Here is a 22574-nt window from a genome sequence, read left to right as displayed (position 1 = left end):
TAAACTTCTTGGATTTAGATGAAAACTTTACTCGCTATTTTGTTGAATGCAATTGACTTTAACCATGAAATTTCAAAAACCCCTTCCCTTCCTCAAATAAGTGTTGAAACATTCATAAGTGTTGTGAATCCTGAAAGAGAGAGCATCAAAGTTTGAAAAAATTATCGCGGATGATGATGAATCTGGATTAATACAACCTTTATCCGTGTTTATCCCTGCACTGATAATTTTTTTCTCCACACAACTTTTAAAGGACAAAGACTCTACCCAATCTGATCTGTAAACAATCTAGATTTTTATTGAGCTCATTCCTCTTGATAACAACTTATGTGATTCACTTATACAAGGCTTACCCTAAATATTCACCACGTGCTTTCAGAATACTGTGTCAAAAAGGCTTACATACCTTATATCACCACACCTCAAATGTCGGTCTTTTATGGTACAACAGAATAAGCTAACAATTATAAATTGTGTTGCAAATTATAGATACACTCCGTTTAAAAAAAAACATTGAAAAAATAAGAGAGGTTTTATTATAAAACTTTTTTACTGTTTTAGCTTGCTTTAAAGCAAGCTTTGCTGTTTTTTCTACATTTAGAAACTAAAATGATATTCCTCCAATACCTTAACTGCTTGAAGAGTTTATAAATGCACAACGTTAGTGCCTATATAAGGCTATAATTTCAATATGCAAAATGACATTCCTCTTTCTTTTAACCGCTAAAATAGAAAAATACGACATATAATTCTGATAAATATTTTTACAAAAATATCTTTTAATATACATTTTAATACTTTGATTTATAATCATAATTTGTTATTTTATATCTTAAACAAAAGATAAGATGTAATTTGCTTATTGCAAATTTTCTTTATATTTATGATGAATCAATCAAAAGCGCTTGTTGTACGTCATAAGAGATATTGGTATATGCATAAAAACTCTTAAGATAAGCAATAAAAATACCTCTACACTTTCAAGTGAAAAGATTGTCAGCAACATGAGAAGCTGGAAAATAGAATGATAATGCCGGCTTATAGCTTTAGTAAATACTTATACCTTTATTAATAATGGTAGTGTGGATTTTATACCATTCATAAGAGGTACTTTATACCATTTCACAAGCAATCTTATGAAATAGACTCAAGCGCACACTGAGAAATGTTGCTTTAAAACAAGTACATAAACTTGCAATACAATAATGTTATATTTTGGAGTACTCTGTTCGCGGAGCTATTCGTTATAAGAAAAGTGATCTCATTCAAGACACAATAAACAAAAATCTAAAATAATAGATAATTTTTATTATTAAAAAATATTGCTTTAAATGCGTTTGACAATAAAATCGATATCTTATGAATTCTCCGCTTAACGCTTTTGTTTATCACGTTCTTTAATGGAATCATGTCCTTCACATAAAAACAGAATGCCATTGTGTTGCAAATTCACCTGCTTGTTTTAAAGAAACCTCTCTCAAAGTCTTCCCCAAGCCCATTTCGCGATAACGTCCGTGAATTGTATAATGATAAATCCATTAAGCTGCCTTATCTTTACGCTTATGGAGTAACAAGCTGGCACCATTCACACTATTCTGCCAACTCCTAATGTTGCGACAGCTCTTAGCTCTCGAGATGATTCATAAGAGGCATTTTTAGTCATTTCTTAATAGTTTTATCCACACAGGATTCTCCGCTTGTAGTATACAAACCGAATGGTTTTGATTGATTCAATACGAAAGAGATTCGTACGATATGCAAAGTTCTAATTCAAGTTGAATAACAATAAATTATCTTTATAAATCAATATATTGCACACACTCCATTCTTTAGGCAACAGCACGATATGGGCTTGAAAACAAGGTAAGGTACTTCTCTAAAATAAATATATAGCAGCAAAATAACATACTATCTTTCGTGAAGATTTTGTCCCTTTAGAGAATAGCATAACAAAAATCGAATATTTCAGATATATCTCTTCACGCCTCAACAAAAAGCTTCTTCTTTTATAGGATTTCTAGTCTATGCCTCCTTCCTCAGATTTAGAAATGAGAGACAAAACGAAGAAATTGTTTTTTTAAAATTCAATCTTTAATAATCTCTTTCATAAAAGAGACCTATACTAGAATTTTGTTCATTTCCTATGGCACCTTTAGCTTTGAGATGACGCGAAATATCTAAATTAATTGTCCCTTTCGTCGTTCCATCAGACCCTGCTTCAAAACCCAAATAAATATTATTGTGTATGTAGCGTCCAATACGTAAGCCTGTATTCCCCTTCTCATTAACGATAACATCAAGATCATCAAGTCCAATTTTAGTTCGTAAAGTATTCAACAAAGATGTATTAGAACTACCGGCAAGATCAGCCGCTGCTGCTGCAAGTTGAGCAATCTGAAATGGTGATAATTCATTAAGAGAGCGATTAAAAATCAAACGCGCCAAAATCTCATCCTGAGGCAAATTTGGTTGTGATGAAAAATTAATATCAAGATTATCAACCGTCCCACTTACAGTTACAGTGACACGAATATCACCACTGTTATTGTTGGTTACAAAATAAACCGTAGGATTAAGATTACCACTAAAACTCGCTTGTCCTTGATCAAAATTAAGACGTTGCGACAGGATATCAAAACGTCCACGAATCATTCTAAATTCACCAACTGGATGCACATCATTCAATGGACCTGCTAGATTAATGCGTCCTCCCAGTTCAGCATCTAAGCCTTTTCCGCGTACAAAAAATTGATTGCGTGCTGTAATACGCATGTTTGATAGCACGACAGATGAAGATTCTTGTGTAACTATACGGCTTTTGCTTTTGTTCGTGTTCTTAACATCAGCACGTTCAAGTGTTGTTTGAATCGATTTAGTTAAATTCTTATTTCTAACATCAAGAAACTTGGCACTTTTAAAATGATCAGGAACAAAAACTTCAGCTTTTTCAACGATGATATCACCACCAAGAACAAGACTATTTAAAAAATGACCTGTCATTGTCATCTCACCTGATAATGTTGCCAGAATCATAGAACCATCATTATAATTGGCATTATCAAGATGAAATATCAAATCTGTCTCTAGACCATTAGAGATACGACCTGAAGCAGAAATTCCTCCCCCCTCAAATGAAGAAGCTGAAGCTTTTTCTATAAGGATATGATCACCTTTCAATTTGCCTTCAATGGTTATATTATTCAATCCTACATTTGTTTGTGAATCAAAAAAGCTACCGTCGCCTATAGAAATATTTCCTATCAATTGTGGCTTTGATAATGACCCATTAAGAGCTGTATCAATTCTTGCTGTACCCGTTATATGTGCACCACGCTTGGCTAATAAGAGATTAACAAAATCAAGAGGCATTATCCCTTTAACGTTTAATTTTGCCTCTGAACCATTAAGAGATACAGGCCCATGAATGGAAAGATCTAATCCTTTATCTCCAGTAGCTATCATATTTTCAATATGAAATGTCGATTTTTTATAAGAACCACGAGCATTTATATTGATTGACATCGGTCCTTTATGCGTCATAGCGCTTAAATTTTGACTAGAAAGCTCAAAATGAGCAGATGGATCCTTCATTGTTCCACCAATATCAACTTTACCTATCACTGTCCCATCAAGCGCTTGTCCTGCAATAAAACCATTCGCCAAACGTGCAGATAAATTTTGCAAATTAATATGAAAATCAAGCGCATTTTTCTCTAGAGATATACGCCCCTGAGCTTGTGCTTGTACTCCTTCTCCTGTTAAATTTGCATTCAAAGTAAGATTTTGATCTACAGTATTTCCCGTAGCAGAAAGAGAAAAAGGCATAATTTTTTTATCTTGAAAAGCAACGGTTGTCAGTCCCTCACCTTTTATATCGTAAGTTATATCAGGTTTTTTTAAATGACCACGAATCATAACCTGCCCTGTTACACTCCCTGCTGCTCCAAGATCGGATTTCCACAAATTGACTAAAGTAGCAGGAAGGGCATTCATTGTAAGTTGTAAATTCAGGGTATCTTGAATATTTCCTGCTAGGATGATGTTGCCCCCATTTATTGCAATTCCTAATTCATTGATTGTCATTCCATCTTTATCAAAAGAAATTATAGATGGCTTCGGCAATGTTGCATGAAAAGTATGTTGTTTTAAGTCCACAGCTTCAATTTGCACTTCTCGTTTTATACTTTCTGGAAGTTCCTCAACCATTAAACGACCAGAAAGCCGTGCATTGAGAGTATCATGCAACATCGCCTGGACAGTAAAAACCGTTTGTCCATTATTCCTATCAGCGTGAGCATTTAAACGATTGACCATTACCAAAGGTGTTTGAATATGTTCTGCATTGATAACTCCTTCAAACTGAGTCATGCCAAAAGGATCGAATATGTCAGCATCTATTGCCAATTTTTTTATTTTATTCTTGGAAAAATTCAAATGGTTAACATGCGCCTTCACATTGGTTTTTTGTCTGCCATTTTGTTCATCAAAAATAAAATCTCCTTTTACTTTTCCACTACCATCCTGCAAAAATAACGCTGAAAGTACGGAAATATCATCGGCATCAATATGCAGGGCTCCTTTCAAAAAACCGCCAAGTTGTTGAGAAAGATCACCCGTTATTTTTGCACTTCCCCCTCTAATATCGATATTTTTAAGTTTTCGAATTTTATGAGAATCTTCAAAAGAGGCCGATAAATGCAAAGGTTTCTTAGCAAAAATTCCTTCACCCTTTACCACCCCTGTTAAAGAAGTAACTGGTGCTGTATTATCTACAAATGCATCTATGTTAAATGTTGTGTTTTGAAGTTTCTTCCCTACAATTAATGCTTCAGAAATATGGGCACGCGTATTTAGTTTTATATGGCTATTGCGCCCTCTCGCCGTACTTTGAATTGTAAGTGCACCGCTTATCTTTGAGTCTAATTTGGACAAATCAGATATTTGAGCAGATAGATCCATTTTAGCGCTTTCATCTGAAAAATAACCATTAACCTCTATATTTGTATATTGATTTTTCAAATTAAAATGACGTAAAGTGAAGCCCATTGTATTTCGAGCAGTGCCACCTGAAAGAGTAGTATTTCCTTTGAATAAACGATCAAAAGACTGCACGCCTATTTTCATATCGTCAGCCATTCCTGATAATTGGAGATCAAAAATGCCACTCAATAAACTGATCGTTCCTTTGGCTTTAATATCTGCATTACCAGAAAGTGATTGTTTACTGAACACTTCCAAAGGAGTTAATGTTTGAGCTTTTAAACCGAGATCGCCTTTAAAAACAAAATTCTCCATTGTCCCTTTTAACCAAGAAGAAAAACCCTGAGCCGTAACACTCAGATCATGAATCAAAATTGGTTTGTTCGAAACAATATCCGTATCTAAATGCACATGAACCGCTTGGCTTAAATTTTCTACTAACGCTCCCTTAATCTTTTTAACCCCTTGAAGCGTCCCTTTAACCTGAACACCAACATGACGAGAAGCTGCATTATCAAGATTTTCGCTTACTCCTCCCATATCAAAAATTGCATCGCGAATATAAATATTTTTATTGCTTAAATGATTTACAACCAACCGCCCATTCCAAGATTGTTGACCTTCGCGACCATAATCAATGTTCAAAGCAAGAGTATTCGCAGGTTTTGGCACTTCTGATATAGGTAAATGAACAGACTCTTTTTCGTTATCAAGAGCCATTTTGCCATCAACAAAAAGCCGTCGCAAGAATCCATCGGCGGTTATTTCAGCATTGGCTATAACATTCATTGCTTTGTTCTGAATAACCATCTGATCAAGGTGTGTCACACCTTCTTTTGTTCTTCTTGCCTTTGCTTTTAATGTTATATCAGATTCGAAGAGACTACGATATTGAACAGGTATTAAAGGGCTCAGTGTTCCCTCTAATTTCGTAGAAAAACTCTGTCCTTCTGGAACACTTGCAAGAATAACATTACCATCTAAAATAGAATGATGATCGGACTCTAAAGAAAGTTTGATAACCAAATCATCAAAAGTACCATCACCTTTCACGACGAGACTTAATGCTGGACGTTGTTCAATGTTAAAAATATTCGCCAAAATACCATTTTGTGGTTCGTTAGCAGAAATATCAATTTGAGCTGTACGATTACTATCAGATATCTTGGTGAGAACAGAAAAAGAACCCGGTGCATCTAAACGATGCGCCGCTATATCGACATCAAAATTACCACCAGCCAAGGTGAAATTGCCTTTTAAGGACATATCAGCAGAAAAACCAAAAAGATTCTGTTCAAATGTCACATGTTGAGCTGTAAGCGTATTGATAGAAAGAGCAAGCGGCAATTTTGGTAAAGAGAACTTACCCGTCTCAAGGAAAGAAACAAAAGAAGAATTGCCTTGCGGTTTGCGTAAAAATGTAACCTGTTCTGCAGAAAGCTGGTTAATATCCATCCGCCCTCTCAGCAACGCTAGACGATTCCAATCCATTTTAGCATTGGTAATTTTAAGCCAAACCCCTTTTTTATCACTGACAGTAATAGTATCAATTGATGTTTGAGAAGACAGTGTCCCTTGCATATTGTGTAAACGAACTTGACGATTAGGCGCTGAAAGCTTTCGTTCAATTAAAGAAACAAACCATGAGCGATCATCTGTTTTCATTTCGCTAGAGGGAAGAATGTCTCCTCTTTGCGCAAAAACAAAACCACCCACCCCAAAAAACAAAAATACAAAGAAGAAAGCTGATAAACGTACACCTTTTTTCATTAAAATGCTTGCCCTATACCCACATAAAAACCAATGCGAGGGTCACCCTTCTCTCTCTTTAAAGGAAAGGCTAAATCAACGCGTAAAGGACCAAGACCCGTCATATAACGTCCTCCTATACCGGCTCCCCATTTAATTTTTTGAGAAAAATCAAAATTCGCCTTTTCCCCTACTAAACCTCCATCAAGAAAACTGACAAACCCTATTTTATCATTTAAAGAAACACGCAATTCTGCTGACCCCTCAATAAGCGCCCGTCCACCAACAACCCCATCATTTTCTGTTTTGATACCAATATTACGGTAAGCATAACCACGAACAGAGCCCCCACCACCAGCAAAAAAAAGCGTATTTGCGGGTACTTGTGCTGTATCATTCCCAAGAATTGTACCAAGCTTTGCCCGCGCAGCAACAACAAAACGATCCCCTTCATCCAACGCCCAATAAGAACGACCTTCTGCTGTTACTTTTGCAACAAAGTTGCTAAAACGCATCTCATAAAAAGGCTCAATGAAAACTTCACCATATAAACCTTTTGTTGCATTAAACTTATTATTACGACTATCGTAAATCAAGCCGCTAGGGAAACCGATTGTTGTAAAATTACGGCTCCCAAAATAGATATCACGTGAATAACCATTTGAAACTTCTACAGCAGCCTGTCCCGATAGATTACCATTAAAAATATGCGTAATACCTAATTTTCCTTTGATGGCTTTTGTCGTATAATTTTCTAAAACATCTTGTTGTATTTTTAATTCTGACCTGAAATCTGTATCTGGCGTGAGTACACCGGGCTTTACAAATGTGCCACCGAAAAGATAATCAAAATTTTTAAAATTATATGATTGCTTTTTATTGCTACCAACACCACTTATTTTTGTTTCAATTTTAAGAGTCTCTGCATGACCAAAAAGATTGTTATGCATCCAATAAGTCTCAAAACCAGCACCGTCTAAAGTTGAATAGCTACCGCCTACACCAAAACGACGCGGTTTACGTTCTTGTACAACAAGTGCAAGTGGTAAACGTCCATCTAGATTAATAGTATCAGCCTCACGTATATTGATAGCACGAAAAACACCAAGGCGCGCAAGACGTTCATTTGCCTTAGCTAACGCATCAGAATCGTATATCTGCCCTGGTTTCAATCCGGTCATCCACGCGATATAAGCTGAATCTACACGTGGTTTCTTACTTATATTACGCACATTTAAAGGACCATAATAAGCCTTTTGTCCAGGAGCAACAACAATCCGTCCTTCAACACGCAACGCAGCATGATCAGCCACGACCTCACTCTTCATAATTTTAGCTTTAGCATAACCTTGTTGCCGCCATCCTTCTATCGCCCATTTTTCTGCTTTCAAAATGGTTTCAGATTTAGCAATAGCCCCAACTTTATAGCCCAATTCTTCAATTGTGGGCATTTTATGCGCTTTACGTTTTTCAAACGGAGCTACTTTATCAATATTGGCAATACTAAAAACATATTGTGGACCAGCATTAATTGTAATAACGATATTCGATTGTGCTGGAAGTTGAGTTACCGGACTTAAATCAGCGACTTCTAAACCATTAATTTTAATGCTAATAACACCACCATAGCGTCCATCAGCATAAAGAGCAGAAAGAATTGCTCGATAATCTGAACGCGCCTTGGCGAGCAAACCAGAAGAACTGGCGGATGCTTTCTCTTTATCAGCAACAAGAGAAGAAACAGATTTAACTATTTTTATACCTTCTAATGGTGCACCTGGCGGTGCAACAACATCAACTTTATAAAATTTCTCTGTACTTTTGGCATAATGTGAAGAAGAATTTGTTTTCTTTTGACCAAAAAGAGGGATGCCGAAAAAATCAAATGCAGCAAGTGGCTGTGGAAAAGAAAAAGTAAAACACAAGCCTATAAATACACAGCGCACAGTCCCTGATTTTAACAAAATTCTTGTCTGGTATACCATAAAATCAGATACCTTATAATACACTTTGCATCTACTACGCTTTAAATAATATAAAAATAAGAAAGGTAAATATAATTACTTTGCACATTTTACACGTTTTATCACATCAAATAACACTCTGCGATACATAACGTTATCCTCGCCTTATATTTTCATAAAATTTTGCACTGTTGTATAACACGAACAGCCTCATTCTTTTTTTCTTAACATATTTATTTAGCTTATTATAAATGTTTTATTGCGTCCCATATCATCATGGTTAAATTTGTACAAATGACTTTCCATGGGAATGCTAAAAAACTGCCCACGTATATAGTTCTCTCTATAAAAAAAGCTATAGAGATGCTTCTTGATTTTTATAAATAGATATGATTGTCTCTACCAAGTCTAAAGGGGGAAAATAAATAAATGATCGCACGTATTACAACTGTTGCTTTTCGCGGTCTAGAAGCAGTCCCTGTCGATGTACAGGTTATGATTTCGTCTGGTAAAATAGGAATGGCTATTGTTGGATTAGCTGATAAGGCAGTTGCAGAAAGCCGTGAACGTGTACAAGCAGCCCTCCACGCTTGTGGACTTTCTATGCCTACTAAACGAATTACGATTAATCTTGCACCAGCTGATTTGCCTAAAGAGGGATCGCATTATGATTTGCCAATCGCCGTAGGCTTAATGCTTGCTATGGGAATCCTCCCTCCCGAAGTAGCTCAAGACTATATCATTTTAGGAGAATTATCACTGGATGGTTCACTTACCGCCGTTAATGGTGTTTTACCAGCTGCCATGACAGCTTTATCACTCGATAAAGGACTGATTTGTCCCTTCCAATGTGGACCTGAAGCAGCATGGGCAAATGCAGAAATAAATATTCTTGCCCCAGAGACTCTGCTCACTATAGTCAACCATTTCAAAGGAACCCAAATTCAAAAACGTCCACAACCGCGCCAATATACTATCGAAACTGAACTTCCAGATCTTTGCGAAATCAAAGGACAAAAAACAGCCAAACGTGCCTTAGAAGTTTGTGCTGCTGGACGCCATAACCTTTTGTTTGTAGGTCCCCCTGGTGCTGGAAAATCTATGCTAGCGCAACGCTTACCTTCCATTTTGCCACCTCTTGATAGCCGTGAGCTTTTAGATGTCTCTCTGATTGCTTCTATTACAGGAGAAACGGTTCATAATACCATTTCACTTCATTGCCCCTTTCGTTCCCCACATCATTCTGCTTCCATGGCCGCAATGATTGGTGGAGGGCTTAAAGGACGACCGGGAGAGGTCTCCCTTGCTCATAATGGTGTGTTATTCCTTGATGAATTGCCTGAATTTTCTCCACAGGTTCTTGATTCTCTTCGTCAACCTTTAGAAAGTGGGGAGTCAGTTATCGCCCGCGCTAATCACCATATTAGCTATCCTGCTCGCTTCCAACTTATTGCCGCAATGAATCCTTGCCGTTGTGGTATGGCAGGCGAAAAAAACCATGTTTGCCCTAAAGGGATACGCTGTCAAATCGATTATCAGTCCCGTATTTCTGGTCCTCTGCTTGACCGAATTGATTTACGGATTGATGTCCCTGCTTTGACGGCTATGGACCTTATGCAACCAGAACAATCAGAAAAAAGCTGCGACGTTGCCAAACGCGTCGCACGGTGCCGTACCATTCAAGCTAAACGTTTTTCAACAATGGGGTTTGATCATATTAGTACCAATGGCGATTGCCCTGCCAAAATTATAGAACAGATTGCCATTCCTGATAAAAGTGCGACCATACTCTTACGAGATGTGAGTGAAAAAATGCACCTCTCCGCACGCGCTTATCATCGCATTCTCAAAGTTGCACGCACAATTGCTGATCTTGACGGATCAGATACTCTTTCACGCTATCATCTCGCAGAAGCTATTTCCTATCGACTAGGCGCAGAAAGATTAACAGCCCTTAATTAAAAAACTACTCATCAATAAAAACTTATTGGAAAATAACGCAAATAAAGTTCTGTAAGTTTACCATCCTCTTCTAGAGATTTCAGCGCATAATTGAGTATATCAACCAATTTTTCATTCTTTTTTGCAACAGCAAGCTGCATTCCTTGCCCCAATAACTGTGGCGCCATATATGCCCCCCCAACAAAATGGCAGCAATCAACAGATTTTTGTTTTTTGAACCATAATGATAAAGCAAATCCATCATCAAAAATAAGGTCAATTTTACGCTCTTGTAATGCTTTATAGAGCTCTTCTCTCTTTTTAAACCTTTGCCATTTGGCTTTAGGAAAATAATATTGAAAGAGTTTTTCGTGAACACTTTTAGACAAAACACCACTGGTTAAATGTATCAATTGATCGCTTATTGGCTCATCGAGATTTAAACGTCGAGAAGCAACAAATCGCGCTGGAAAGCGCAAATATGACTTTGTAAAAACAAGATCTTGCTGGGTTTTACTTGTTTCTTTTAAACCCGCAATAATGACTTCTGCACCACCATTTTTAACATGTTCTACAAGCTCTTTCCAAGGAATCACTTCTATTTCACAAAGCTTCTCTAATTTTAATTTTGAGCAAATAGCGCGCAATAAATCGATATTATAACCTGTAAGATACCCCGATTGATCAATAAAATTAAAAGGAGGAAAATCAAAAGTTGTTACAAAACGCAAACGAAAGATATCCGTTGTATCAGGTTGTACCAAGTGTTCATGCGAATCAAAAAAAGAAGGCAGCCTTTCAGCTTCTGCGTAAGAGGAAAATAGAACCCCCCCTGCTACAAATAAAATACGAATAAAAATATTGTATGGATTATTGAATAAAAAGTACTGTAAACGCAATTGAAGATGTTTCACATATATAGATTTTTTTATTTTCAAAATCTCTCCCCCATTTTTCAAAACTAAGATGCAACACTTCTTAACTATTATCTAACGCACTTCACCAAAATATCTGGCGTTTAATAAATAAAATTCTTGCTATTTTTGAAACCATTGAAAATGCTTAGATTCCTGATGTTAATTTTCCAAAATGAATATATAAAAAGTAATTTTAGAGAAAAGCGATTTAATTTTTTAATATAAGAAATAAGCTGTATATACTTTAGTGGTACACTTTATTTTATCAAAATATCCCGCGTACCTTAAAATATTAAGACCATTTCCTTGCGTATCACAACCTGGGAAGTATATAGATATATTGAAGAAAAGAGTAAAAATACCCCTCAAATGCCGAGGGTTTTCTCAACATTAAGGTTGCATCAACATTTAAGAGCTGAAAAATAAAATGATGATTCTGATTTGCACTTTATTGTCACGATGGGGAAAGATGGGGGACATAAATCTTGTAGTATTCACAGGGCATTTTGCGTTATACTATTCAAACATCGTTGTAAAATGAGTTTGGGAACATTGAGAGATGCTCCTTAAAAAAGCGCGTGAATAAACAGTACAATGGCGTTTTGTTTTGAATGAGCGATGCAACCTCACGAGAATGCAAGAAACAAAAGCGTAAGATAATTCGTCATTACCCTCATTATTCAAAAACATCACCGTAGACGTTTTTTTAAATTGTAAAGTTGAATATAAAAGATGATCGTGGAAACGTGTTTTTACATTTACGCATTTATATTTTCCTCAAATGAAGCTTTTTTCACATTTTAAAGATGACGCAAACCAATATACACAATATTTTCGCCTCAATCTAACATACAAAAGTTTGAACTGCTTAGAGAGCTCGCAACCATTGTTTTAAATATATGGTAGAATTAGGATTGAAAAATTGATTTATGGATAAAACAAGTGAGACCTTTATTAGTGTAACACAAAAATGCATAACTAATTCTGAAACATTACGCATATGCAAAAATAAACAAAGTAAATAGCATCGTTTATGAAACAGCTTTTTGTATAAGTCATAAGTGTTTATTCGCCTTATATCACCGCCCTAGTGTTTTACAGCATAACAGTACACTATCATTTTATCATTCTCTCCATTATATATCGACAGATATTGAATCTAGATCTGATATACGGTAAATGTTTAATGTGGTTATTCCATAAATAACTGATCAGAACATTGAGCTTTAAAAAAGCGGATAAAATATTGAAATTGAACACAGGAATGGACTAACTTATGAGTGATGAAATAACCTCACCGGCACAAAGCCATGACTATGATGCCGCTTCTATCAAAGTTCTCAAAGGTCTTGATGCTGTACGCAAACGTCCTGGGATGTATATCGGTGATACTGATGATGGATCGGGTTTACACCATATGGTCTATGAAGTTGTAGACAATGCTATCGATGAAGCTTTAGCCGGTCATGCTACTCTTGTAAACGTCACACTCCATGCTGATGGTTCTTGTTCTGTTCGTGATAATGGACGTGGAATTCCAACAGATATCCATCCAACAGAAGGTATTTCTGCCGCTGAAGTTATCATGACACAGCTTCATGCCGGCGGGAAATTTGATCAAAACTCTTATAAAGTTTCAGGTGGATTACACGGTGTTGGTGTCTCTGTTGTGAATGCACTCTCTGTTTGGCTTAAATTACAAATCAGACGGAATGGTAAAATTCATGAAATATCATTTACCCATGGGGTGGCCGATGCTCCATTAAAAGTTGTTGGAGATTGTGATCAAGAAAGTGGAACAGAAATTAGATTTTTACCAAGTTCTGAAACCTTTACTATGGTTGAGTTTGATTTTGAAACTTTAGAGCGTCGTTTACGGGAATTGGCCTTTCTAAATTCTGGGGTTCATATTCTTCTTGTTGACGAGCGTCATGCTGACATTCAATCAGTTGAATTGCATTATGAAGGCGGATTAATAGAGTTTGTTAAATATATTGATCAATCAAAAAAAGCGCTCCTAGACACGCCTATTTACATTGCAAGTGAAAAAGATGGTATGAGCGTTGATGTTGCCCTATGGTGGAATGATTCCTACCATGAAAAGGTCTTGTGTTTTACCAATAATATTCCTCAGCGTGACGGTGGAACCCATTTGATAGGTTTTAGAAGTGCTCTTACGCGACAAATTAATGGCTACGCTGAATCTTCAGGTATTGCCAAAAAAGAAAAAGTGAACCTAACTGGTGACGACTGCCGTGAAGGATTAACAGCTATTCTTTCTGTCAAAGTTCCTGATCCTAAATTTTCTTCACAAACAAAGGACAAATTGGTTTCTTCTGAAGTGCGCCCTATTGTTGAAAGTTTGGTCAATGAAGGGCTTTCGATATGGCTGGAAGAACATCCTAATGAAGCAAAGCTTCTCATTAGTAAAGTGGTAGAAGCTGCAACAGCACGTGAAGCAGCACGCAAAGCACGTGAACTCACAAGGCGAAAAGGAGCGCTTGATATCACTTCTCTACCAGGAAAGCTTGCCGATTGCCAAGAACGAGATCCTGCAAAATCAGAAATCTTTATTGTCGAGGGGGATTCGGCTGGCGGTTCAGCAAAAAGTGGGCGCTCACGTCAAAATCAAGCAATTTTACCCCTTCGTGGTAAAATCCTCAATGTTGAACGAGCACGTTTCGACCGCATGCTCTCATCTGATATGATTGGAACACTTATTACAGCTCTTGGAACGTCTATCGGTAAAGATGAATTTTCACCGGATAAATTACGTTATCATAAGATTATTATCATGACGGATGCGGACGTTGATGGAGCCCATATTCGTACTCTGTTGCTCACTTTCTTTTTTAGACAAATGCCCGAGTTGATTGAACGTGGACATCTTTATATTGCTCAGCCTCCTCTTTATAAAGTATCGCGTGGAAAATCTTCCCAATATATTAAAAATGAAGCAGCGTTTGAAGAATTCTTGATCGATACTGGATTAGAAGAAACAACACTTGAGCTTTCAACGGGAGAAGTTCGTGCAGGAGCTGATTTGTATCAACTCGCTAAAGATGCTCGTATATTACGTCAACTTTTAAATGGTCTTCATACCCGTTATGATCGCAATATTGTTGAGCAAGCAGCAATTGTTGGTGCTTTTAATCTCGAAGCCCTTGCAACACCAGAAAAAGCGCAAAAAATAGTAGATTCTGTAGCACACCGCCTTAATCTGATTGCTGATGATATGGAGCAAGGTTGGAGTGGACAATATACAGCAGATGGAAGTTTATGTTTTGAGCGTATTTTGCGTGGTGTTAAAGATGTTGTTACGCTTGATGTGGGACTTATAAATTCAACTGACGCACGCCAAATTGATCGCATTTCTCAAAATTTTATCGACATATATCATCCTCCTGTTCTTTTACGTCGCAAAGATAAAACAGAGCGTATTTTTGGTCCTATGAGCCTTTTAGAGAGCATTTTTACAAACGGTAAAAAAGGTGTTACTCTTCAACGTTATAAAGGTCTTGGGGAAATGAATGCTGAACAACTTTGGGAAACAACGCTTGATCCCAATGCACGTTCTCTTTTACAAGTAAAGATTAATGATGCAACCGATGCAGATTCACTTTTTTCTCGTCTCATGGGTGATGAAGTTGAACCTAGGCGTATTTTTATTCAAGACAATGCCTTAAGCGTTGCCAATCTTGATATCTAAAGGTACTCTTCTGTTTTTGGCTGTGTAAATATCGTAGTTTTATACGTTGTTTTTTCGTAGTTGAACATTCCCTCTCTATTTCATTTACGATAAAAGAAAAATAAGGAAGATCATATACATGGCAATTGAAACAGAACGTGTAGGAACCAAGGGTGGCATGGAGCACTCTTTTGGTTTTACAAGAGTAGATGAAACACAAAAACAATCCATGGTGGATGGTGTGTTTCATTCTGTTGCTGAAAATTATGACAAGATGAATGATATCTTATCCTTAGGGCTACACCGTGTGTGGAAAAATTCCATGATTGCTTGGCTTTCCCCACCAGCACTTTCTCATTGGAAAGTTCTTGATGTCGCTGGCGGTACAGGTGATATTGCTTTTCGTATTCTTAATGCTTCACGCCAAAAAGCCCATGCTACAGTACTTGATATTAATGGCTCAATGCTCAGCGTTGGCAAAAAACGCGCACAAAAAAATGGTCTTGCCCCTCTGATTGATTTTGTTGAAGCCAATGCAGAAAATCTACCTTTTGAAGATCAAAGCTTTGACGCTTACACGATTGCTTTTGGAATTCGCAATGTTCCTCATATTGATCAAGCTCTTAGAGAAGCTTTTCGTGTTTTAAAGCCCGGTGGACGTTTCTTATGTTTAGAATTTTCAAATGTCGAGATGCCTTGGCTCGATAAAATTTATGATCTTTGGTCTTTCCATGCTATCCCTAAGCTAGGTCAATTTATCGCAAATGATGGCGATGCTTATCGTTATTTGGTTGAATCTATCCGCAAATTTCCTAAGCAAGATGATTTTTCCCATATGATCAAGCATGCGGGGTTTTCGCGGGTATCGTACCGCAATCTCACCGGTGCGATTGCAGCGCTGCATTCAGGTTGGAAAATTTAAAAATGGTGCAAATTTTCCCTTACTTTCAATTGATGCGTGCAGGATGGGTTTTAACACGTGAAGGTGTTTTAAGTGCTCTTCCTCATGATGGTCTTCAAGGATTTCCAGCGCTATGTCATCGTATAGCGAGTGCATTAGCACGACGCAAAACAAAAAAGAAACAGCGATCTGAAAATATTTCATATGCCATTAATAAGCTTGGACCCTCTTACATAAAACTTGGTCAATTTCTTGCAACAAGGCCTGATATTGTCGGCCGTGATATTGCGGAAGATTTGTCACAGCTACAAGATCGCGTCCAAACATTTTCTTGCACTGCCGCTATTGCTCAAATTGAAAGTTCTCTTGGTCGCTCTATTGATGATTTATTCGTAAATTTTTATCCCCCCATTGCCGCCGCTTCTATTGCTCAAGTTCATCCAGCTGAATACAGTGATGAAACTGGCCATAAGAAAAAATGTGCTGTAAAAGTTATTCGTCCCAATATCAGAGCACGTTTTTCTAAAGATCTTAGAGGATTCTATCTCATTGCTCATTTACAAGAGCGCTATATCCCTGCCTCTCGAAGGCTTCGTCCTGTTTGTGTGGTGGATACTTTAGCACAAACAACACGACTTGAAATGGATTTACGCTTAGAAGCAGCAGCTATATCTGAAATGGCTGAAAATATTCAACATGATACAGGCTTTCGGGTTCCACGTATTGACTGGGAACGGACAGGACGTAATGTTCTTACAATGGAATGGATTGATGGTATAAGAATATCCGAAACTTCCAAACTCAAAGAAGCAGGATTTGATTTGAAGGCGCTTGCTATTACGCTTATTCAATCTTTTCTTCGTCATACATTGCGTGATGGTTTTTTTCACGCCGATATGCATCCTGGTAATTTATTTGTAGATGAAAAAGGATGTATTGTTGCTGTTGACCTAGGCATTACAGGAAGGCTTGGTAAAAAAGAAAAGCATTTCCTTGCTGAAATTCTTTATGGCTTTATTACCCGCGATTACCATCGGGTTGCACGCGCCCATTTTGAGGCAGGTTATGTTCCTTCACACCATAATATCGAAAGCTTTGCGCAAGCCAACCGCGCTATTGGCGAACCAATTCACGGACAATCAGCACAAAGCATTTCCATGGCTAAATTGCTCACTTTATTGTTTGAAGTCACTGAATTATTTGACATGCAAACGCGACCTGAACTTTTATTGTTGCAAAAAACGATGGTTGTTGTGGAAGGCGTTGCCCGCACATTAGACCCCACTTTTAATATGTGGAAAGCTTCTGAACCCGTTGTCAAAGAATGGATTAGTAAAAATTTAGGACCCGTAGGCGTTGCAAAAGACTTTAGTGAAGGAGCACAAGCTCTCCTTTCGCTGGCACGCAAAACACCACAATTGGTTCAAAATTTCCAACGTATAGAAGAAGATTTCAATCAAATGAGAAAAACAGGTTTTAATCTTTCTCCTGCTACCCTCAAACAACTTGCTGTGGAACAAAGTCATAGAAACCGTTATGGTCGTTATAGTCTTTTTATCATTGCACTTTGTTGCGCTTGTCTTACTTTTTACTTTTTTCATCTTTTCTAATCTCCTTAATATGCTAAAATATCAACAATGAAATCATTGCAATCATTTTATTTCTTGGAGGTATTTTATGGCCAGTATTACCATTCGTAACCTGTCTCCTGAAACCAAAGAAGCTTTACGCATACGCGCCGCGCAAAATGGTATTTCTATGGAAGAAGAAGTCCGACGCCTTTTAAGCAATCCCACTCCTCTCACCACACAACCCCTTCATACTAGCGCTGTTGAAATGCAATCATTGAAATCAAAATCTCTCCTTCTTATTATTGGTGGAAGTATTGCATCCTATAAAGCACTTGATTTGATTCGCCGTTTACAAGAACGTGGAGCACATTTAAAAGTTGTAATGACAAAAGCAGCGCAAAAGTTTATTACGCCTTTAGCCGCTGAAGCTTTAAGCGGTGGTACTGTATATACTGATTTATTTTCACGCGAAGAAGAACACGATATCGGACATATCCGTTTAGCACGTAATGCTGACCTTATTATTTTAGCCCCTGCTACAGCCAATCGCATTGCAAAAATAGCCAATGGCATAGGAGATGATCTGACTGATTGCATTCTTTTAGCGGCACGCTGTCCACTCTTAATTGCACCCGCCATGAATCCGTCCATGTGGGCGCATCCTGCCACTATTCGCAATGTTGCACAACTGCGCGCAGATGGCGTTCATATCATCGGACCAGAAATCGGAAATATGGCTGAACGTGACGAGATAGGATATGGACGCATGAGCGAACCTTTAACTATTGTTGCTACCATAGAGGCTCTTTTGAATGGGCATGAAAAACCTCTCTCTGACCGCCATTTCATCGTTACCTCTGGCCCTACCCATGAACCAATTGATCCAGTACGTTATCTTGCTAATAGGTCTTCAGGTAAACAAGGCCATGCCATCGCAACCGCTCTTGCGCATTTGGGTGCAAAAGTAACACTTATTTGTGGACCTGTTAATCTTGCAGACCCACAAGAAGTAAAAACCATTCATGTTGAAACAGCACAACAGATGTTACAAGCCGTTCAAACCGCATTGCCTGCTGATGGTGCTATCTTTGTTGCCGCTGTTTGTGACTGGCGCAGTCAAACGCAGTCTTTACACAAAATTAAAAAGAATGCTCATAAAATACCACCATCCCTTCATATGGTTGAAAATCCTGACATTTTAGCAACGATTGGACACGCTCCAAACCGCCCCTCATTGGTCATTGGTTTTGCTGCTGAAACATGTGATATCATTGCCAATGCGCAAAAAAAATGTGTTGAAAAAGGAGCTGATTTCATTCTTGCTAATGATATTTCTCTTCAACTAGATGGTACAAGTGTCATGGGTGCTGATACAAATCAAGTTTATCTCGTAAGTAGAAAAAAAGTTGAACAATGGCCCCATATGAGTAAACAACACGTAGCGCAAAAATTAGCAAACGTGATTGTATCATTTCTTGCCCCCAAAACACCTACTCCTCATGAGGAAAATATACCCCTTTGCAAATAAGAACTCTTCAAACGCGTTGATATTAAAACACCTTATAAAATAGAACTGACAATATGTGTCTATCCATCTCAATTAGTATATAATATTTCTGGTTTATAATGATAATATCGCATTGTTCATATTAAATTAGAATCCCAGATATCATAAGATTCTCTCATTCCCAATCTCTCTCATGTTGAATCAATAAAAATCATTTTCTTGCACGTTGTAAACAAGGATAACTGTATGAATACAAAACGTTTCAGAAAGAACTAAAAGCGCTTATAATGGACCGTCTCAAGAACCAAGGGCTTGTCTCGGACAACACTGAGGATGATGGTGCCAGCGTGCTCTTTTTATTAAGCGTAAAGTTAGTGATGCCCTATAAGTTTTATATTATTCACGAGAGCTTTACCCATATACCATTCACAAACGCTGTTGCGAAATGGGTGTGATGAGCCGTTGGGAAATGTTTTTTTAAAAAATCCTATCTCACCCTAGCCTTCATAAAAGCAGGATCTATTGCACCACTGTCTCGCCAGCTTATAAAAAAACAAGCTATCATTCACTTTGGCTACCATCAATTTTGACAAAGCTCTTGCACTGGATAAAATTTATAAAAAGCATTTTCTTTATTCAATGTTTTTATCCCCATATTGGTCATATTTATAATATGCAAATAAATGATTTTGATTGTTTCATGATGAGAGCAGCTAATGAGAAAATATGACAACTTTATTTTGAGCTCTTATTCGCTATGAAAAATAATGTATAAATCAATGATATTATAACATCTCAATGCAATTTGAAGCATATCTCACACTGACGCTTATAAAGAGTGTAGACAAAATTCACTGCACCACTGTCTATAAGTTTATGAAACTGAAGCCTTTATTATTTTCCTCAGTGATCGGTCTTTAAGATTAAATGTGTGTGTCCTCTCTTCAGAATACCAAGACCACAAAAACTAGAATTTTATCCATGATATCCTCACATTGTGATGTTTCATGAGAAGCATTTTTATTCCTTTATCGAAAGCTTTGTATCCATACATTGGTCTCGCCTATAATGTGTACGTAAATAATTTTTTGATGTTGAATAGAGTCTTTGAAATTAAAGAATATTTCTATATTTGGGATTTTATTCAAGTTGAAAATGATCAATTCTCTTCGATAAATTAGTGGTGTTATTATCTAAAAATTATTTGATACAATGCACCACTTGTATGAAAAGTGCTTCAATGAATGCTTACTTCATTGCACTTATAGCTTTTAAAATTCAAAATCTCATCATTTTTAAGCATCCGTGGTTTTTCCCTTTCTTTGCTTCTTCTCAAAAAACTGCTCTTCTATGGGATCGGACGGTCAATCGCCTAAGCTTATTTTTTCCACTTCTATCATATTAATCATTCTGTTGCCCAAAATTAGAATATCTACGGAGCTACTACGTTACCCCTATTCCATTGAACTCAATATTTTTTTGAAAGCGAGGGGCAAAAGCATGCCGCCAAATAGTAGAAAAGTACAGAATTTTAGGAATTGTGCAAAACAATTAAGCACTTAGATAAACGAAGTTAGATAACTCTACTGAATAAATAGAAGTAAACAACTTTTCTCCCAAATAGTTCTTATTCCTTAATTTTTTACATATATCATATAAACGGAATAATCTACACTATGTACAAAAATACTAAAAATTTCTTCTACAACAGCTACTTTTTAAATTCTTCTTTGTTTTTAAAAATCAAAATTTCTATTTATTCAAACTTTATTTTTAACAAAGAAACTTTAACCGTTTTTTATAATGTTCTTGAAAAAAATCTTGTAATTCAAAGAAAGAAAAAATTACACTGTACATACTTTAAATATATTTCTTGTTTTTTTTGCTTCTTTCCTTAGTTTATTAATCTATGATTTTTACTGCTGCTTATCGTGCTTTACAACGTCTTCTGACCTCGCAATATCGTATTATGATACTGAAAGCATTGGGGGTTACTTTTTTCATTCTCACCATTTTATGGTTATGTGTGCACCAACTTTTTGTGTCTTACTTTTGGCCCTGGATTGCTCAATTTCTTCCTGGACTTCCTAGTTGGGCGGGATGGATTGGTTTTAGCATGCTTATCATTTTTAATCTTGGTTTGGCTCTTTTGTTGGCTTTTTTGATTGCACCGATCTCAGCTATGATTGGTGGTTTTTTCATTGACTCTGCTGCTGAAATCATTGAAAAAGAGGATTACCCAAACGAGCCTATTGGACAAGCTTTGCCGTTTCAGCGTTCTCTTATCATTTCCTTTAAATTTGTTATTTTAAGCCTTCTTGGTAATGGAATTGCTTTTATTTTATTCTTCATACCAGGTATTAATTTAATTGCTTTTTATCTTATTAATGGTTATTTGCTCGGTCATGAATATTTCTTGTTTGCGGCTTACCGTTTTCGAACAGAACAAGATGCCCTTGCTTTTTTACATACTCATTACACAGCGGTTTTTGGCGCAGGATTATTGATAGCGCTTTTTGTTTCGATTCCAATTCTTAATTTAGCAACACCGCTTTTTGCAGCCGCCTTTATGACATATTTACACAAAATGCTTTCCCAAAAGACCATGGCACGCATTACACAAAAATAGTGTTCCTTGACTTTAAGGTTAATAAAACTTGCCAGCCAAAGAAAGCATAATATAAAATTTTATGCTTTATCTTTTATTAAAGCAATATATTGATTTATAATGATAACTTATCGTTTCACAACATGAGTGAAAAACCTAAATATTATGAGGGTTTCTCATTTTAATCCTATTCATATTGGATCAATTGAAATCGTTTGTTAATATGTCATAAATGGAGGTGGTGTGCGGATAAAAGTACTTTCAAAAAGGCGTGAAATATCTTTATATGAATCCTCTTAATGCAAACATTATCGTCGTATTGAAAACTGAAAAAGAATATGATGGTGCCGCTTTGTACCTTCTATTTCAGTAAAAACGGATAGCATAATGTTTTTTATACCATTCATGGAGAGTGTATACTCTTCATAAGAGAGTTTTGGAAATTATTGAAAGATATCTGTGTAAAACAAGCACGTAAATGAGTAATATAATGGTATTTTGAGCGTATTCTATTTTAATTGTAAAAAGCGTGCGCTTTAAAGAAACCTTTTGAAAAAAATCTTGCTCTGATGTTAGCGTTTCGCTAATATAGCGTTATTGTATTCATTATCTTTAATGGATTATTTTAGCCTTGTTAGCGCCTTATACTATAAGGTTTCTTTTCTTCAAAACTGTTGATACGAATGATTAATTGGATATTCATTTTTATTAAAAAATAAGGCGTTTGTTAACCATCGCAAGGAGTAAA

Annotated in this window: 9 protein-coding genes and 1 pseudogene; 6 read left to right on the top strand and 4 right to left on the bottom strand. The window is 36.7% G+C overall.

The genetic code is table 11. The features are described 5' to 3' along the window. Positions 1 to 1375: 1375 nt before the first annotated feature. The 3 genes and pseudogenes from ACFIMG_RS07795 to ACFIMG_RS07785 form a co-directional block, all read right to left on the bottom strand. Positions 1376 to 1653, bottom strand: a pseudogene (locus ACFIMG_RS07795) (integrase arm-type DNA-binding domain-containing protein); the annotation flags it as partial. Between the two features lie 438 nt (positions 1654 to 2091). Continuing rightward, the gene (locus ACFIMG_RS07790) at positions 2092 to 6750 is read right to left on the bottom strand and encodes a translocation/assembly module TamB domain-containing protein (RefSeq protein ID WP_375678834.1); all 4659 of its coding nucleotides are present in this window, start codon (positions 6748 to 6750) and stop codon (positions 2092 to 2094) included. Further along, on the bottom strand, positions 6750 to 8714 hold the full coding sequence (locus ACFIMG_RS07785) for an autotransporter assembly complex family protein (RefSeq protein ID WP_375678835.1): 1965 nt from the start codon (positions 8712 to 8714) through the stop codon (positions 6750 to 6752). The genes ACFIMG_RS07790 and ACFIMG_RS07785 overlap by 1 nt, the downstream gene beginning before the upstream one ends. Positions 8715 to 9122: 408 nt before the next feature. Here ACFIMG_RS07785 and ACFIMG_RS07780 point away from each other — a divergent pair, with 408 nt between their 5' ends. Further along, positions 9123 to 10655 (top strand): YifB family Mg chelatase-like AAA ATPase, encoded by a 1533-nt coding sequence (locus ACFIMG_RS07780; RefSeq protein WP_375678836.1) that lies wholly within the window; start codon positions 9123 to 9125, stop codon positions 10653 to 10655. An 11-nt stretch (positions 10656 to 10666) separates the two neighbouring features. Here ACFIMG_RS07780 and ACFIMG_RS07775 read toward each other — a convergent pair whose 3' ends face one another. Next, complete coding sequence (locus tag ACFIMG_RS07775) at positions 10667 to 11572, bottom strand: transporter substrate-binding domain-containing protein (RefSeq protein ID WP_375678837.1); 906 nt, start codon at positions 11570 to 11572, stop codon at positions 10667 to 10669. A 1255-nt stretch (positions 11573 to 12827) separates the two neighbouring features. Here ACFIMG_RS07775 and gyrB point away from each other — a divergent pair. From gyrB to ACFIMG_RS07750, 5 genes are all read left to right on the top strand, one after another. Then, positions 12828 to 15260 carry a DNA topoisomerase (ATP-hydrolyzing) subunit B gene (gyrB, locus tag ACFIMG_RS07770; RefSeq protein ID WP_375678838.1) on the top strand — a complete coding sequence of 811 codons (2433 nt, stop codon included), beginning with the start codon at positions 12828 to 12830 and terminating at the stop codon, positions 15258 to 15260. 118 nt (positions 15261 to 15378) lie between these two features. Next, on the top strand, positions 15379 to 16161 hold the full coding sequence (gene ubiE / locus ACFIMG_RS07765; RefSeq protein ID WP_375678839.1) for a bifunctional demethylmenaquinone methyltransferase/2-methoxy-6-polyprenyl-1,4-benzoquinol methylase UbiE: 783 nt from the start codon (positions 15379 to 15381) through the stop codon (positions 16159 to 16161). A 2-nt stretch (positions 16162 to 16163) separates the two neighbouring features. After that, a complete protein-coding gene (ubiB, locus tag ACFIMG_RS07760) occupies positions 16164 to 17750 on the top strand; it encodes a 2-polyprenylphenol 6-hydroxylase (protein WP_375678840.1) in 1587 nt (528 codons plus the stop codon). A 67-nt stretch (positions 17751 to 17817) separates the two neighbouring features. Continuing rightward, on the top strand, positions 17818 to 19239 hold the full coding sequence (coaBC, locus tag ACFIMG_RS07755; RefSeq protein ID WP_375678842.1) for a bifunctional phosphopantothenoylcysteine decarboxylase/phosphopantothenate--cysteine ligase CoaBC: 1422 nt from the start codon (positions 17818 to 17820) through the stop codon (positions 19237 to 19239). 1888 nt (positions 19240 to 21127) lie between these two features. After that, positions 21128 to 21847 (top strand): sulfate transporter family protein, encoded by a 720-nt coding sequence (locus tag ACFIMG_RS07750; RefSeq protein ID WP_375678843.1) that lies wholly within the window; start codon positions 21128 to 21130, stop codon positions 21845 to 21847. The last annotated feature ends 727 nt before the right edge of the window (positions 21848 to 22574 follow it).

Origin of the sequence: Bartonella sp. AP11XZML (assembly GCF_042196445.1) — a bacterium.
Classification (GTDB): Bacteria; Pseudomonadota; Alphaproteobacteria; order Rhizobiales; family Rhizobiaceae; genus Bartonella.
Note: the sequence above shows the minus strand (reverse complement) of the source record. Positions and strands in the feature narration are given on the sequence as shown.